The following is a 16039-nucleotide window of genomic DNA, read 5'->3' as shown; positions in this document are numbered from 1 at the left end:
ACATCTTCTTAATCTTCTCGACATTTAAGCGGATTTCCACTAATATAGTAAATGACTATAGCAATTAGAAAATTTTCAACTTAACTGTTGTATTGAATAGAAAGGAATCAAACATGATTGAAATAAAAGAGGTTTCATTTGGATTTCCTCAAAAAGATTTATTTAACAAAGTCTCATTTACCATCGAGCAAGGGCAACACGCAGCTTTTATCGGCTCAAGCGGTTCTGGAAAATCCACCCTTGTAGAAATGATGATGGATCCTGAAAAATTGATGTTCGATGGAAAAATCATCATCGATCCACAGTATCGATTAGGTCATGTGAGTCAATTTTATAAAAAACCCATTCATGCCACTCAGACAGTCTATGATTATCTGTGCGAGCCATTTCACACACTGCAAGCAGAGATCGATGCACTTTGTGCCAAGATGGAACATGCAGAAGACTTAGAGTCTATATTAGAAGCCTATCAAACAGCACTAGATGCCTTTGAAGCGATAGGTGGTCATGATTTTGAGACAGATATCCTCAAAAAACTCAATCTCGCTGAGCTGAGCAAACTTAAGGATTTACCGGTAGAAAACATTAGCGGTGGTGAGTTCAAACTCGTTCAAGTCATCAAAGAAATGGCGCTTCATCCACACCTTCTTATTATGGACGAACCCGATGTCTTTTTAGATTTTGAGAATCTGAATTCTCTAAAAAATCTCATCAATGCCCACAAGGGAACCATGCTTGTCATCACGCATAATCGCTACCTACTCAATCATTGTTTCAACGCGATTATTCACCTGGAAAATCAAGAAATTCAGTCATTTGATGGCAATTTCATGGAATACAAATTCGAACTTTTACAAAATAAAATTGAGCAACTTGAACTCTCACTCAAAGACGATGAAGCGCTTGCAAGAAACGAAGCACTTATTGATCAATTGAGATTTCACGCTTCTTATAATGCCGATGCTTCAAGGGGACGTGCGCTTAAAGCCAGAGTCAAATTTAAAGAGCGCCTTGAGGCAAGACGCATCAAAGCACCATTTGTTGCCATCACTCAGCCAAAGATTCAATTTGAGCTTGCACAACCAGACGTAGAAACAACGATTCTAACGGTTGATGATTTAACGCTTCGTTTTGAACACGATTTAATCAATCACGCTTCATTTACCATAGAGCCCGGTGAAAAAGTTGCGCTCATCGGTGCCAATGGAACAGGTAAAACGACATTATTCAAAGCAATTCATGAAAATAAAAATCCTGCTATTCAGCTTACAGAAGGCGTTATAGTCGGATATCAATCTCAAAATGTATCGGATATTCAATATGATTCCCTTTCCGTACTCGATGCTTTCTTTGAGCTTGGCATGCCTTCACCAGATGCCATTCGATCCCATTTAAATCAATTTGGGTTCCCAAGTGATATCCTCAAACAGAAACTCTCTGCACTTTCTGGTGGAGAGAAAAATCTCATACAGATGGCCATGCTGATGCTAAAACCGTCTCACCTGCTTTTACTAGATGAACCAACTAGTCACTTAGATACCTATGCACAAATTGCACTTGAACGTGCCATTGAATCCTACAAAGGTGCCTTACTCATGATTTCGCATGATTACTATATGATCGCCAATTGTATGGATTATGTGCTTCTTATCGAAGATCATAGCATTCGAAAAATGAGCATTCGCAAGTTTAGAAAAATGATTTATGAGAACCACTTTACACATGAGTATTTAGAACTTGAACAGAAGAAAAAAGACTTAGAAGTACAAATTGAAACAGCGCTTGATGAGAGTTATTTTGAGACAGCACAGTCACTCGCTGAGACTTTAGAAGAAATCATTGAAAAGATGAAAGAAACTAAATAGATAAGGCAACACCGTAATATCAACTTAATCCATATGCACGTACAATCAAAAAGCGCCCTTAAGGCGCTTTTATTTGATTTGTTTGTTTGATTTGTTTATTTGCTTTGTCTATGTGATTGTTTTTATTCTCCTCGAATCAGTTCGATGGCCTTTCGCATATCGACATCGACTAAATTCATAACTTCTTCTAAACTTGGCGAGGTCATATAATCCGGCATAATGCCACGACCTTCTGTCAACCCTTCAACAGCTACTTGATAAATTCTGGTTGAATACCGAAAACTAAGTTGTGTATGCTCTAACGTCGTTGAAGATGATGCGTCTGTACAGGCAAACGAACCCCCACTTTCTTCTCCAATCATCGTGCCAATCTGATGGTACTTCATGAGTGCGAGAAAATGTCCTGTTGTGGAAAAGCAATTTCCATTTATAAGAACGTACACGTTTCCCGTATATGGCTGTTCTGCCATTGGAATCGGATTTCTTAGAGAAGGGTAACCCTTCGCAAAATCATTCGCAAAATAAGGAACTGGTTCTTTTTCAAGATAAGAAAATAAGTGTGACGCAACATTGGGATCACCACCAAAATCATCTCGTACATCTATGATGATGTTCGTTAGTTGCTTTTCATCCACTTTCTTGAAAAAATCGTCTATAAAAGCATTATAGCTCGCTACTGAATCGCTCCCTTCGGGGTAAAAACTTGCCATTTGAAGCACTGCATAGTCTTCTTCAAACAGCATGCTATTTTCTCTTGCTAAATTCATATCTTGATCCCAAAATGCATCGCCCGCTTCTTCAATGGCTGTTTTAGTCGCCATAGGGACTTCCATCTCTTTTACTTGTGTTGTTTCAGGGAGCAGATAACTCACCATCACGGTTTCTTGGCTTGGATGATCAATGGCATAATGATATCTAAATCCCGCATTCACAGCACGCGCTTTCATGGTTTCATTGGTCCCATCAGAGGCAAAATTTTCGTAGATTCCAGCGATGATGTCTTTCATCGGAATCCCCTCTATACTGACGATTTCAGCACCAATTGGAATGTCGGGAATCAAACTATTTTGTCTCAACCAAGCGTGTTCATCTTGCCAATAAATGCTAAAAGGCAAGAATTTACCTTGTTCAATCAACTGGTTATAATCGGATTCTGATAGCCCTAAGTAAGTATGCCCACATCTGAGCGTTGTGACGATCGGCGCAACCAATCGATAAAATTCAAGTGTCGTCATGCCATCTGTAATCTGCTCATAGGTTGCATCTAAAAGTTGTGTTACTTCTTCTCTGTCGGCATAGAGCATTGGATGAAAGTTTTCAACATATCTCCTAAATGTCGCAAAATCTTCTTGCAGCGCAGTGAGCTCAAACCGACTCCCCACTATCCCTTCGTTAGTCGCTTCGTCTGTCGTTTCGTCACTCGTTTCACTTGCGGTGACAGTTAATGCGTCATTTGAAACGGAATTCTTCTGACTTTCACACGAACATGCAATGACACTCCAACTCATGATTAGCAATACCAAAATCCATCTTGATGATTTCATCTAATTCCCTCCTTTTACTATAAAAGTCGCTTAACACCATATTGAGTTTGAATAAATTGAACCCATGATAACCAAAACTCAGAAGCAGTCTGATGAAAATGTACCTGATAATCAGAAGGTTTCTTAATGTATTCTACGAGAGTTGTATATCCAAATGTTTCAATGATGTATTCGACAACTGTATAAGCAATTTCATAACCCCCACGCTCTTTAAACTTTTCAAAACTCGATTCAAAAGTTGCAAAATCTAGCGGATGAATCTGTTCGGTGTAGCGTTCAAGCGCATGGGTGATGCGATTCCGTTCCAACCACTGTGCCTCATATGCAGAAACGCCATGCATCAACCAATACGGAAGTGACTCGCTGAGTTGGCTGACCATCACTTGTGCCAATAGGTGAATCGCTACCTTTTCCGCTGAAAGATCATCAAAGCACGGCTCAGGCGCAATATGCATCACATCCCATGTAAGTCCACCCCTCAACCATTTAGGACCGTTGACAATACCTAGCGCTGAATGTAACCTTTCCTGCGAATCGTGTATGTAGACAATTCTGCGTTCCTCAAAATCACATTGTAAATGTGATCCAATCCTCAAGTAATGCATTTCTAAGGTGTCTGCTATTTTAGCAGCATATAAAACATCTCCACCACCGTATAGATTAAAATGTTCCGTCTGATAAAGTAAAGGCCCGCCATAGATTTTATGAATAAAGCCTTTCATTTCATTTTGAATGCACTCTCTTTCAGTCAATCTCACTTGATAAGTATATTTTCTGCCATTGGCTTCATAAGAAAGCACTTCTTTTTTAACCAATCGAGATAAGAGTGTTTTTACTGTTGTGGGTTCCCAATTCATATCACTAGACTGCTTCAAAGCGCTCATAATGTCACTTGCTGTGTTCGCTTTACCCGACCATAAAATACGCATTACTTGCCATTCTGCATCTGATATTTGTACCGCTTTCATCTGATGATCCTCCAATTATGTATGACTACAACTATTGACGACTACATCTGTAGACAACATTTGTTTATAGTTAGTCTACACTTGTAGTCAAACAATGTCAAGAAAAATCCCCATCACTTATTTGTATCGCCGTCTATCGGTTGCTACAACTAGGTTATGAGGATTTAAATATTGGTATAGCTTCAACTACAGTTTTAAATTGACTTCGATAATCTGAGGTGGGGCTAAAAACCGTGCATGAATTCTTGAGGTTCCCAGACCGTTACTGACAATCAACGTCGTCTTGTTGGCTGTATCCAACGTGTAGAGCCCTGAAAGATAAGGCTCATCGATGTTCATGAGCTCTCTCACAAAACCGATGCCAACCTGTCCGCCATGCGTATGTCCGGATAAGATCAAATCGACATTGGGCAGTTGATTCTGTTTAAAGGAATTCGCTAATTTCGAACTGACAGATGCTTCACCTTCAGTTGGTTCATGTGCCAAGAGGATTCGGTAATCGACATCAAACAGTCCATTAACTACATGTGAGTTGGTTGTATTAGAAAAAACCATGCTATTGGAAAAAACCGCGCTGTAATCAGGCTCGCCCATTTGAGCATCGTCTAATCCGCCGATGGCAATGGTCTTGTCATCTGTCAACACAATCACGCAGCTTGAATTTTTAAGCACTTCAAATCCGGAATCCGTCATGATGGATTCGTAGACTCTTACACCGCCTCCACCATAGTCGTTATTTCCCCAAATGGCAAATTTTCCATACTTTGATCGAATCTTCGAAAGCGATTCAACCACTTCATGTGCAGGACCATATAAGTAATAACTTTCAAATAAATCCCCTGTAAATACCACGATATCAGGTTCCATCGCATTAACTTTCAGGACGATTTTATCAAGCTCTTCCACGGTATACTCAGGGCTGATCTCAATATCTGAAAGCTGCACGATCTTTAGGGGTACCTCTGAAACTTGACCCGTCAGTGCATAGGACTTAACCTGAATCAAATAGGGTTCAATTTTCACAGAATAAATGCCGATGGCGACTGCAAGTACACACAATCCCAAACATAAGAGCATGACGTACTTTATTCGCTTATGTGAACTCGTTTGTGAATTCATTTGTGAATTCGAATTAAAATTAGCTTGTTGAGTTGATTTTTTATAAGAAGGCTCATGGCCTTTATGACTGGCGTTGTTCAATGGACACCTCGATACGATATGATTTACAAGGGTTTTCTAAAAACCTAGAAAATTAGTATATCGTATTTAAAGGTGAAAGTCATCGACATAAATGTGAACATTCTCCGGAACCATAAGCACAATATACCTGATATTGTACGAAATGGTCGCAATATTTTAGAAAATCCGATTGACAAGCTAATGTTTATTAGCTTATACTGTAGCTAATAAACATTAGCTATTTTGTTGGAGGTAAAATGAACACTAAAGATCGTATCAGGCTAGAGTCGCTTAAGCTGTTTTCCGAAAAAGGCTATGATGCAGTTAGCGTAGCTGAAATTGCCGCAGCTATAGGCATAAAAGCTCCCTCTCTGTATAAACACTACTCAAGTAAACAGAGTATATTTGATTCAATTCTCGATGAAATGGACAAACGCTATGAAATACTCATATCATCGTTAAATCTTGATGGGACAAATGCTCAAAATGATTTATCCACTTTTCAATTGATTTCTGAAGAACATCTCGTTCAGATGGGAAAAGAACTTTTTCTCCATAACTTAAACGATGAGTATAGTTGCCTTTTTAGAAGACTCTTGACTCGGGAACTCCATAGATCTGCTGAGTTAGCAGAACTCTATGTGAACCAATTCATTTTGGCTCCTCTTAAGTACCAAAGTGCTTTATTTATGGGACTTATGTCTTCTGGTTGCTTTGTACAGAAAAGTCCTGAAACTGCTGCTTTACAATTTTACTCCCCCGTTCCACTACTGCTGTCGATGTGCGATGGCCAACCTCACAAAATTCCTGAAGCGCTTGTATTACTTGAAAATCATATTAGAAGCTTTGACCAAATGCACAGAGTGCAGAAAGGAGAATAAACAATGACATTGATGCATAGAAAAAGACCTTTAATTCAATGGATGGGTTTACTGGGTGTGATTAGTTTGATTTCCTATACTGCGGGAGTGGTATTTTCACCAATTGCTTATCCAGGTTATAATTGGATGTCGCAAGCAGTAAGCGATCTTAGTGCGGTTAATGCACCTTCTAGAATGCTATGGAATCAACTGACAAGTCTTTATGGTGTTTGTGGTGTCGTTTCAATTACTATAGTTTGCATTTTTATCCAAAATAAACTGAATTCTTGGCTTCGCCATGGCTTGTACTTATTTGCCTTAATGAATTGGGTATCAAATGTTGGATATACCATGTTTCCATTATCTGAAAGTGGTACACCAAATTCGTTTCAAGACTTGATGCACATATACGCAGTGACACTTCCAATCGTGTTGCTATCTATCGTCTCACTCATATTGATTATCGTCGGTGGTTTTAAAGAAAAGAAATATCATTCATTAGCAATTTACGCACTATTTGCCCTAGCGCTGATGTTCATTGGTGCAATCGGCGTAGGTCTTGTACCTAAAGCATACTTCGGTATATTTGAACGCTTTAGTGTGTTTTCTGCAACAGGATTTAACGCAATCTTGGGATTCTATTTATTTATGGGGTTTGATTTTACTTAAGAAAAGAAGCTACTTTCATTATAACTTATTGGGAATAATGAAAGTAGCTTCTTTGTATTGATTTTACTGTCCTGTGACTTAGTTAAAAAACTATTCTAAACGTGAACAGCCTCTGGCACAGGTTGATACCCAGCAGGCTCATATGAAATAACGCCTTTTCCACTGGTGTAATCCGCGAGTTCAGTTTGATAATATTGACTGGTCGCTTGCGGCAATATCCCCTTGAGAATTGCAGAATCCCCCTCAATGATGGGATTTTCAAATGTTCCACGCATCTTCAAGACGTCTGAAATGGCTTTTCCGACGAGTAACTGTGGAATCACCAGATCAAAATGATAAATCGGTTCAATTTTGCAGATATCCACTGCATGAAGCGCTTTTGTGACTGCCAGTTCTGATACTTTTCTATAATCCGATGGCGTGCTATTGACACTATCATACTCCGAATATACAAATCGGATGCGAACATCCATCACTTCCATGCCATCGATGCCCTTTTTCAGTCCAAGAAGACTCCCTTCTCGAACGGCGTTTTGAAATGTCTTTTTGAGATCTCCAAATGACACTTCAGTGACATACTCAATTCCAGCACCAGCTTCCAAAGGCTCAATCACAACACCTACAGTCGCTGGGAGTAAATTGCCGTTTTGGTAAATCAACAAACACGCTTCAGTCTGTGATTTGATGGCCGCTTTGTAGACGATTTCTGGTTCAAGAATCTGAGTTTCAATGTCAAATCTCTCTTTGAGAAGCTGCTCAATGATTTCCCTTTGAACCATTCCAAAGAGTTTCAACGAAATCTCTTCTGTTTCAGGATGGATTTCGAACTCTAAAAAAGGATCTTCATCCGTTAATGCCACAAGCGCGTCGCATATTTTTCTTCTTTCTGCTAAATCGCTTGCTAATACCTGCGCTTTCAGCGTCGGTGATGAAATGTGGACCCATTTTTTATGGATTGGGGGTTCACCCAAAATACTTCCCACAGCCAACTCATCCGTGTATAAAATCACCACATCTCCAGCCGTGACAACATCTTTGCGAATGGTTTTGATTCCATTTAATGCTTCCATTTTCAAAATTTTAGTCGTTCTATCTTCAGCATATATTGGATAGGTTTCTCGCAAAACCAGTGCGCCTCCGAAAAGTCTCGTAAAACACCTTCTCGCCCCGTGTTCATCTCGATCCACTTTGTAAACTACAGCGGAAAGGGGCTCTTGTGTTTGGGGTTCCACCCACTCTGTGATGAGAGATAAAAGTGGTGAAATACCCAGTCCATGTAAAGCTGAGCCATTTAACACGGGCATGAGCTTGCATTCATTAAATAATCGCTTTGCCACCGCGTTCATTTGCGCATCGGTTACGTCCATTTCGCCAGCCCACGCTTCAAACATGGCGTCATCTAATAGGGACAGCGTTTCAAGATTCATGTGTTTTTCCTCTGAGTGAATCACTCTGAGCTCTGCTGATCGCTCGCCCGCATGCTCAACTCCGTTGATTTGATACACGCAGTCTGATAATTCCGAGTGAATTTGGTGCATCACGGACTCTAAATTCACGCCCATTCGATCGACTTTGTTGATCATCAGCACCACAGGGATTCCCGCACGTTTCAGTGCATGAAAAATCACCTTGGTCTGAGTTTGAACCCCTTCTCTCGCCGATATCGCGAGTATGGCTGCATCAAGCACACTGAGTGACCGCTCGACTTCTGCGATAAAATCCACATGTCCAGGGGTATCGAGTAAATTGATTTCATGATCATGATAATTCATTGTGACGGTCGTTTGTCTGATGGTAATGCCACGCGACTTTTCCAGCGACATCCCATCTGTTATGGTATTGCCATTGTCCACGCGTCCCACTTCTTTTATTGCACCACATGCGTAAAGCATGTGCTCTGTAATTGTTGTTTTTCCTGCATCTACATGGGCTAATATGCCGATGTTCATCTTTTTAGATTGCTTAATTGTTGTCTCTGCGATTGCCTCCGGTAATGTTTCATAGGTTAAAGTTGTATTTGTGATTGTATCTTTAATTGTATTTGTATTCATATCGATTGTTCTCCATTTTCTTATAAAGTCTCAGTAAACTTGACGTTTTCATTTGATTGAGCCTAATTTTGAGCACAAAAAAACCACAGCTTATGACTGTGGATAAACTCAATAGAAAAGTCTCATAATAAAGTTCACTAAAAACCATTTATAAGAAAAATCGGTTAGCAATCACCATTGGCCATAAAACATGCTTTGATTAAATTTGCGAATAGTGTCTTGTTCATCATATTTATGACCTCCTTATATTTTGCTGGCGAAGTCAAGATTTTCATCATCTTGCACTTTGAACTCGCGCTTACTCACTTATTAAAACACGTTTCATCTAAAATTACAATCCCAAATACAAATTGTCATATGATTATCATGAATTTGTCATAGAGTTGTCATACTCAGATCAAAAGAAGGGAGTAACTACCTGAGGTTCAACATCAAATTGCGTCTAAACAGATCATACCACCCGTCAAATCCATAGGCTTTAAGCGCGTCTTGAGTATTCAAAGGCAGATTTTCAAACAGATCATGTTGGGTGATCTCTTCAACTTCAGACCGATTAAGCGTTGCAAGTACTTCCACTGGCTGATGATCAAAATAGTGATTCATCGGGCAGCAATCTTGACACAAAGTACAACCAATCAAAGACTCAATTTTGTGTGATCCGCTCCACTCTGGAATCGGGTCCATTAAGTCCAAATAGAACGAGACGCATTTATTGGGATCAAGAAGAAACTCATTTTCAGGAATGGCACCATATGGACAGGCACTAACACAAGCCCCACAACTGTTACAAATATCCATCTCGAAGCCTTCCGCATCATCAACCGGGCGATGATGCCCATAAGTACGATAATCCCCATAACTCCCGGACTTCTCAATTGTTTCATCCACACGCAAGTCCGTATAATACGCCACAAGACGATGCTGACTGCCATAGGTTTCAACATAACTGATATTATTTTTGCCGTATTTCGTCAATCCCGACCACGCACCTAAAAGTTTGTAAGGTAAATGCACTTCTTTCAGCTTCAGACCAGCAGATTCAAACACCTCACAAATTTTTTGATGTTTTTCACTCGCCCATTTTGAGTGGTGATATCCCGAAGGAATCGTCGCATATTGGATGCCTGACTCGGTTTCGTAAGCCACTTTTGCATGCGGCTGAGGATAGGATGCAATCAAAATTGATTGAAACCCCTCTGGAGTCTCAAAGTCGTAATGCATGTAGTTTTCATAGATAAACGCGCCGACTTTGCCTTGATGATGTTTGGATTCAATCGCCTGTTTTAATTCTGACAGGATCTCAATCGGCAAAATCCGATATTGGACCTCTATGCTTTTAAGCGATTCCGACAGCTGTTCTGTCAACTGATTGAGTGTCGTTATAGATGTCTTATCCACATCAATTTCATCACCTGTTTTTTCGATATATTCCACTAAACACTTTGCAAATGACTCATAAGATTGACCTTGTGCGGTAATCACCGTTCCAACTGAATGCGGCGCAATCACCACAGGCGAATCTTCATACTGTGTTTTTTCGAAATACTTCGCAAGTGGATCATCCGATGCAATGCCCGTCGCACCAGCTGTACAGCGCACTCCCTCAAGCAAACCAAATCCAGCGAGAAGCTCAGCTCCGCCACAGATGCCCGCCACTATGCCGCCATGCGCTAAGATGGCTTCAATCAGCTGCTTCAATTCTGACGCTTCAAATAGTGGAAAGCTGTCCCCACCAGGAATCACGAACAAATCGATTTCACTGGGATTGAGCGACTCAATGTCAGAATTTACTAAAAACGTTTGCCCTTCTAAACTCTTATACGGTCTATTTTCAAGCGCAACATGACGCCAGTTCAACTCTCGAAGTTCTAAAAGCATCAAAGACACTTCAAACTGAGCAAACCCATCATAATAAAAAAGTGCAGCATTCATCTTAATCCCCCCTACCTCTATATAAATTCATTGATTATTTACATCCATTGATCATTTACATTCATTGATTATTTACATCCATTGGCACAACTCGTTATAGGCATAATTCCAACCTATATCAACTTTGTATCCTTTATCAGCACCAACTTAAATGCTTGTCCATTGATTTCGTTGGCCTCAACTCGAAGTCCATACTCCGCAGCTATGTGACACAACATGTCTGGGTTTAGCTCCCTTGTCGCCCATTTAGCCCCATAGGCCGTAAAATCCTTTTTCTTTGGAAGCTCAATTTGCACCGGTACGACAAACAATTGTTCATTCGCTACCTCTGCTTTTGGAATCACCGTATCCCAAATCACCAAACGACCTCCTGTTTTCAAAACCCGACTCGCTTCAGCAATCACCGCTCGATAATCCTCTGGCTTTAAATACATCAGAAAATAAAACGCCGTCGCACAGTAAAATCTTTCGTTTTCAAACGGTAAAGCACGCGCATCGGCCACCACTTTAAAAGGTCCATCAGGCGCTTCTTCTAGCTCATCTTGACGAATATCCACTGCGGTCACACTGCGTCCTAACACTTGTCCAATAACCCCTTCGCCACCGCCACCTAGGTCGATGATGCTTCCTCTCATTTCTGGCGCATCGCTCTTTCCACGATATTGCTCTAAGAGTTCAAACGACCTCATCGGAATGGATTGAAGCGGAACAACTTTCATCTTCGGGTTTAACTTCCCCATCATCCAAAACAAAGGTTTCATCATGATATGCATCTCAAACACCTCCCCAAAATGATTTATCACGTCTCATTACTTAAGCGACATCACCATCTCATATTGTGACAGCGCATCCTTAGAACTGCCCAAACGCTTCATTAAACTTTCCATACCCGCATGATCCGGAAAACTAAAACGTAGTCCGGTTAAATCAGGTTCCATTTGCAAAATGTGCCCCACCATTCTTTGCGCAATTCCTTTTCCCCTAAACGCTTCATCTATCGCGATAAACTGAATCGATGATTTAAAATGCGCAACCGCCCCTACGAGATGCCCTTTAGCATAGGCACCGTACTGCGAACCTGCTCGCTTTTCAATCGTCTCCATCTCATTTTGCCAATTCACATAGACATTTGGCAGCGATTCACGATACGCTTTTAACGTCTCAAACGAAATCGGTTTGATCTCAATCCCCTCGCCGAACGATTTCGGCTGCATCATCTGCTCCCTTAGCGACGTCAATACCTCCGGTTGATCGAGATGATAGTACCATAAATTTCCGCAAATCTGATATCCAAGCCGCTCATAAAGCTTCACTGCCCGATCATTGCCGTTGATCACCTCTAAAAATAGCCGATCACACTGCATCGCTTCCGCTTCTTTTTTATGTTCTGCCATAAGCCGCTTCGCTAGGTCCGTACCACGTTTGCTGGGAATGACACAGAGGCCACCACAGCGCATGGTCTTCTGATGGTCAAACATTCGAATGCCGCCTAGAACAACACCTACACCCTTGCCATTTGCCATTATATCTGCTTGATTTTTCACTCGATCACTTACCCTATCGCCGCTGTTAGAAACCTCGTCCAGTTCAATAGCAATAAACGAATGCTCCAGTTGATTGCCTTCCTTTTCAAAGAAATGGTCGAAAAACACCTCTTCTGTTAGTGAAATCTAAATCATATAGTCTGAAAATCCTTCTGTAAAAGTCTCATAAATTAAGTGTTGATCCACATCTGTGCATCGAAATAATTGAATCATATGCCCCTCCTTGCTATTCTCTTGTGTACTCCGTCAAATACGTCGTGACGATATCTACTGCAACGCTTATTTTATTTTCATCCAGTTCAAACTGCATGACGCCAGCTAAGTTTGCCACGCCATTGATAAGTGCAATGAGGATATAAGAAAACGCCTCTAAAGGAATCGTCTTCTTAAAATGCCCACTCTCCATACCGGCGACGAGGATGTTTTTAACATCTTGCTCAAATGCACGGTACCGTCTTTGATTGAGATCTGTCATTTCCTCTGTGAAATCTGCCGTTGCCCAGAACTCCGAAGCGAACTTAATCCATTGACGGTTATTTTCATCTAGAAAATTTCTCAATCGAATCCGAATATACTCCGAAATCCTTTCAACAGGTGACAAGGACAAGTCAATCTTTCCCGACAGCGTCGACTTGTTTAAGTCTGAATTTTCAACGATTGCAAAGAACACCTCTTGTTTGCTTTGAAAATACGTATAAAAGCATCCCTTGCTAATTTGCGCTTCTTTGATAATCTCATTGACGGACACCCGAGAATATCCTCTTTGAGCAAACAATTCAAACGCTACAGCGACGATTTCTTCTCTATTTTTTGACCATTTTTCATCATTTAGTTTTGGCATGTGAACTCCTATCACTCAGTACTATCTAATATCTAATATCTAATATCTAATATCTAATTTCTAAAATGTTTAATATCTTAAATGTCCGATACTCTATAATCAAAATGGACTAACATCGTCATTTCTCATTTAAAAAGACCAGTGGTCTCTTTTGCTATCAGAATAGCACACTCACTGGTCTTTGTCTAATATATTTTTATACTCCACAATCGCATTCATAAACGCTTCACCATAACTCTCAAACTTCTTATCTCCGATGCCCTTGATCTCTAAAAAGGCTTCTTTTGTAGTGGGTAGATACGTCGCCATGTCACTGAGAACTGAGTTGGCAAACACCACATAAAGCGGCACTTTCTTAGTTTGTGCAATTTGCGCCCTTATCCTAGAGAGTTCATCATAAAGCTCTGGATGTTTCGCATAGGTATTGGAACGTTTCTTCGTCGCCTTTTTCTCAAACGCCTCAAGGCGCGTTTGCTTCATCACGATGCGCTCTTCCCCTTTTAAAACGCTTCGCGAACTCTGACTTAGTTTGAGCACTGGATACTCATCTGCCGTCATGCCGATAAATCCTTTTGCGATTAAAAACATGATTTGCTCCTTAATCACCGCAGTGGATTCATCCTTTAACAGTCCATACGTCGATAGCGTATCAAATCTTAGTTCTTTTACCCGCTGTGTTTTAGCGCCTTTGAGAACATCCACCACTAGATTGATACCAAATCGCTGATCCATCCGATAAATACACGACAAGATTTTCTGAGCCGCCTCCGTACAGTCGATTTCTTCAGATTCATCGAGGCAGTTGCTACAGCTATTGCAAGACGTATAAGTGATGGCTTCGCCAAAATAGCGTTGAATTTCACCTCTCAAACACGTATTGGTATTACAATAATCAATTAAGCTCTGTAAATTCTCCATTTGAATGGTGTAGCGCTGACGATCGGTACAGTTTTGAGTGATGAGCATCTTTTGTTTCACAATGTCCGACGAATCATACATCAATATACAGTCGCTTTCAAGTCCATCGCGACCCGCACGACCGGCCTCTTGATAGTACGCTTCCATATTTTGAGGCATGTTATAGTGGATGACAAATCTCACATCGGGCTTATCAATCCCCATCCCAAACGCATTGGTTGCGACGATGATTTTCTTGTGATCCAGCATAAATTCATCCTGCACGCGATTTCGCGACTCGACATCCATCCCCCCGTGATAATAGGTCGCATCGATGCCATCTTTCACAAGCGCTGCAGCAACTTGTTCAACCGTTTTTCGCGTGGCACAATAAATAATCCCCGTCGCATCCTCAGGGATTTCTTTTAACCAATTGGCTAAGTATACGTATTTTTTAGGCGGTTTCACCACCCGATAGCTCAAATTATCTCGATCGACTCCAGAAACATAGACCTGAGATTCCCTGAGATTTAATAAAGTAATGATATCTTCTTTAACAGCCTGAGTCGCAGTCGCTGTAAACGCTGCCATCACTGGGCGTACAGGTAAACGATTCACCCACGAAGCAATCGATTGATAGCTCGGTCTAAAATCATGCCCCCACTGACTGATACAATGCGCTTCATCCACTGCCACAAAGGAGATGTTGATGCTATTTGACGCACGAATAAACGCTTCACTTTGTAGGCCCTCAGGTGCAACGTAGACAAGTTTATACACGCCTTCTCCAATGGCTTTTACCCTCTGGTTCATCTCAGACGTGGACAGCGAACTATTCAAAAAAGTCGCTGAGATCCCATTTTCTTCAAGTGCCTCCACTTGATCTTTCATCAGCGCAATAAGCGGCGAGATCACTACAGTGACGCCCTCAAACATCAATGCAGGAATTTGATAACACATCGACTTCCCGCCTCCTGTTGGCATGATCACCAACACGTCTTCTCGCGAATAGATCGACTGAATGATCGCCTCTTGTCGGTCTCTAAACGTCTCATATCCAAAATACTTTTTTAAAAGTTCATTTGCTGTCATGAAATAAAATTCTCCCTTTTCAATCCATCTATTTTCAGTTACAATAATTTCGTAGGAACATTTACGATGCGGGTGTAGCTCAATGGCAGAGCTCTAGCTTCCCAAGCTAGCTACGAGGGTTCGATTCCCTTCACCCGCTCCATTTTATTTTTTGAGGAAAACCATGTCAAAAGAAATGATCAAGCCACAAAAGGCTGATAAAGCACACTCTTCAGATTCTGACGAAGCACAAGCATTAGAAGCCCTAAAAACGAAATGCACACGGTCTTTAAAGGCGTATCTGACAAAAAAAATTGCTGAACTCCAGCCAGATTTCAAAATCAAACCCAGAGGGTTTGTCATCGAACACTCAAATGTCCGATGGGGCAGCTGTAACAGCAAAAGAGAATTGACCTTTAATTGGCGATTAGCGCTCCTTCCACAGGAGATCATCGATTATGTCATCATCCATGAGATGTGCCACTTGGTCCACCTCAATCACGATCGTTCATTTTGGCGCCTCGTGGGCAAACACTGTCCAAACTATAAAGAAGCCATGGCTTATTTGGGAAATACCAAACGGTCAGAATAAATCCTCAGAAAAATCCTCAGACCAGC

The 16039-nt window shown here is 41.0% G+C and carries 13 protein-coding genes and 1 tRNA gene; 5 read left to right on the top strand and 9 right to left on the bottom strand.

Annotation, left to right across the window (positions count from 1 at the left end):
- The first annotated feature begins 113 nt into the window (after window positions 1-113).
- Window positions 114-1865: an ABC-F family ATP-binding cassette domain-containing protein gene (locus ACZ41W_RS00540; RefSeq protein WP_464312939.1), complete on the top strand. Its 1752-nt coding sequence runs from the start codon at window positions 114-116 to the stop codon at window positions 1863-1865.
- 122 nt (window positions 1866-1987) lie between these two features.
- On the opposite strand, the gene ACZ41W_RS00535 is transcribed toward ACZ41W_RS00540, so the two are convergent.
- The 3 genes from ACZ41W_RS00535 to ACZ41W_RS00525 all read right to left on the bottom strand — a co-directional run bounded on the left by ACZ41W_RS00535 (window position 1988) and on the right by ACZ41W_RS00525 (window position 5577).
- Window positions 1988-3409, bottom strand: a complete 1422-nt coding sequence (locus tag ACZ41W_RS00535) for a S41 family peptidase (protein ID WP_464312938.1) — start codon at window positions 3407-3409, stop codon at window positions 1988-1990.
- Window positions 3410-3426: 17 nt separating this feature from the next.
- Window positions 3427-4377, bottom strand: a complete 951-nt coding sequence (locus ACZ41W_RS00530; RefSeq protein ID WP_464312937.1) for a BlaI/MecI/CopY family transcriptional regulator — start codon at window positions 4375-4377, stop codon at window positions 3427-3429.
- A 186-nt stretch (window positions 4378-4563) separates the two neighbouring features.
- Window positions 4564-5577 (bottom strand): metallophosphoesterase, encoded by a 1014-nt coding sequence (locus tag ACZ41W_RS00525; protein WP_464312936.1) that lies wholly within the window; start codon window positions 5575-5577, stop codon window positions 4564-4566.
- A 236-nt stretch (window positions 5578-5813) separates the two neighbouring features.
- Here ACZ41W_RS00525 and ACZ41W_RS00520 point away from each other — a divergent pair, with 236 nt between their 5' ends.
- Entirely contained in the window at window positions 5814-6437 is a 624-nt protein-coding gene (locus tag ACZ41W_RS00520; RefSeq protein ID WP_464312935.1) for a TetR/AcrR family transcriptional regulator, read from the top strand.
- Window positions 6438-6440: 3 nt separating this feature from the next.
- On the top strand, window positions 6441-7085 hold the full coding sequence (locus ACZ41W_RS00515) for a DUF998 domain-containing protein (RefSeq protein ID WP_464312934.1): 645 nt from the start codon (window positions 6441-6443) through the stop codon (window positions 7083-7085).
- Window positions 7086-7180: 95 nt separating this feature from the next.
- Here the strand turns inward: ACZ41W_RS00515 and ACZ41W_RS00510 are convergent, their stop codons facing one another.
- The 6 genes from ACZ41W_RS00510 to recQ form a co-directional block, all read right to left on the bottom strand.
- A complete protein-coding gene (locus tag ACZ41W_RS00510; RefSeq protein ID WP_464312933.1) occupies window positions 7181-9136 on the bottom strand; it encodes a GTP-binding protein in 1956 nt (651 codons plus the stop codon).
- Between the two features lie 414 nt (window positions 9137-9550).
- Window positions 9551-11068 carry a DJ-1/PfpI family protein gene (locus ACZ41W_RS00505; protein WP_464312932.1) on the bottom strand — a complete coding sequence of 506 codons (1518 nt, stop codon included), beginning with the start codon at window positions 11066-11068 and terminating at the stop codon, window positions 9551-9553.
- A 113-nt stretch (window positions 11069-11181) separates the two neighbouring features.
- Entirely contained in the window at window positions 11182-11841 is a 660-nt protein-coding gene (locus ACZ41W_RS00500; protein ID WP_464312931.1) for a class I SAM-dependent methyltransferase, read from the bottom strand.
- Between the two features lie 36 nt (window positions 11842-11877).
- Complete coding sequence (locus ACZ41W_RS00495) at window positions 11878-12720, bottom strand: GNAT family N-acetyltransferase (RefSeq protein ID WP_464312930.1); 843 nt, start codon at window positions 12718-12720, stop codon at window positions 11878-11880.
- A 118-nt stretch (window positions 12721-12838) separates the two neighbouring features.
- On the bottom strand, window positions 12839-13453 hold the full coding sequence (locus ACZ41W_RS00490) for a TetR/AcrR family transcriptional regulator (RefSeq protein ID WP_464312929.1): 615 nt from the start codon (window positions 13451-13453) through the stop codon (window positions 12839-12841).
- Between the two features lie 171 nt (window positions 13454-13624).
- Complete coding sequence (gene recQ, locus ACZ41W_RS00485; RefSeq protein WP_464312928.1) at window positions 13625-15442, bottom strand: DNA helicase RecQ; 1818 nt, start codon at window positions 15440-15442, stop codon at window positions 13625-13627.
- 68 nt (window positions 15443-15510) lie between these two features.
- Between recQ and ACZ41W_RS00480 the strand changes: the two genes are divergently transcribed.
- A tRNA-Gly gene (locus tag ACZ41W_RS00480) sits at window positions 15511-15584 on the top strand.
- 21 nt (window positions 15585-15605) lie between these two features.
- Entirely contained in the window at window positions 15606-16013 is a 408-nt protein-coding gene (locus ACZ41W_RS00475) for a M48 metallopeptidase family protein (RefSeq protein WP_464312927.1), read from the top strand.
- Window positions 16014-16039 lie beyond the last annotated feature (26 nt).

The organism is Fusibacter fontis (assembly GCF_055378735.1).
Note: the sequence above shows the minus strand (reverse complement) of the source record. Positions and strands in the feature narration are given on the sequence as shown.

Excerpts from the sequence above, each read along its gene's own strand:
- ACZ41W_RS00490 (WP_464312929.1), bottom strand. The coding sequence starts at position 13,453 with ATGCCAAAACTAAATGATGAAAAATGGTCAAAAAATAGAGAAGAAATC.
- recQ (WP_464312928.1), bottom strand. The coding sequence starts at position 15,442 with ATGACAGCAAATGAACTTTTAAAAAAGTATTTTGGATATGAGACGTTT.
- ACZ41W_RS00475 (WP_464312927.1), top strand. The coding sequence starts at position 15,606 with ATGTCAAAAGAAATGATCAAGCCACAAAAGGCTGATAAAGCACACTCT.
- ACZ41W_RS00515 (WP_464312934.1), top strand. The coding sequence starts at position 6,441 with ATGACATTGATGCATAGAAAAAGACCTTTAATTCAATGGATGGGTTTA.
- ACZ41W_RS00530 (WP_464312937.1), bottom strand. The coding sequence starts at position 4,377 with ATGAAAGCGGTACAAATATCAGATGCAGAATGGCAAGTAATGCGTATT.
- ACZ41W_RS00520 (WP_464312935.1), top strand. The coding sequence starts at position 5,814 with ATGAACACTAAAGATCGTATCAGGCTAGAGTCGCTTAAGCTGTTTTCC.
- ACZ41W_RS00505 (WP_464312932.1), bottom strand. The coding sequence starts at position 11,068 with ATGAATGCTGCACTTTTTTATTATGATGGGTTTGCTCAGTTTGAAGTG.
- ACZ41W_RS00535 (WP_464312938.1), bottom strand. The coding sequence starts at position 3,409 with ATGAAATCATCAAGATGGATTTTGGTATTGCTAATCATGAGTTGGAGT.
- ACZ41W_RS00540 (WP_464312939.1), top strand. The coding sequence starts at position 114 with ATGATTGAAATAAAAGAGGTTTCATTTGGATTTCCTCAAAAAGATTTA.
- ACZ41W_RS00500 (WP_464312931.1), bottom strand. The coding sequence starts at position 11,841 with ATGCATATCATGATGAAACCTTTGTTTTGGATGATGGGGAAGTTAAAC.
- ACZ41W_RS00510 (WP_464312933.1), bottom strand. The coding sequence starts at position 9,136 with ATGAATACAAATACAATTAAAGATACAATCACAAATACAACTTTAACC.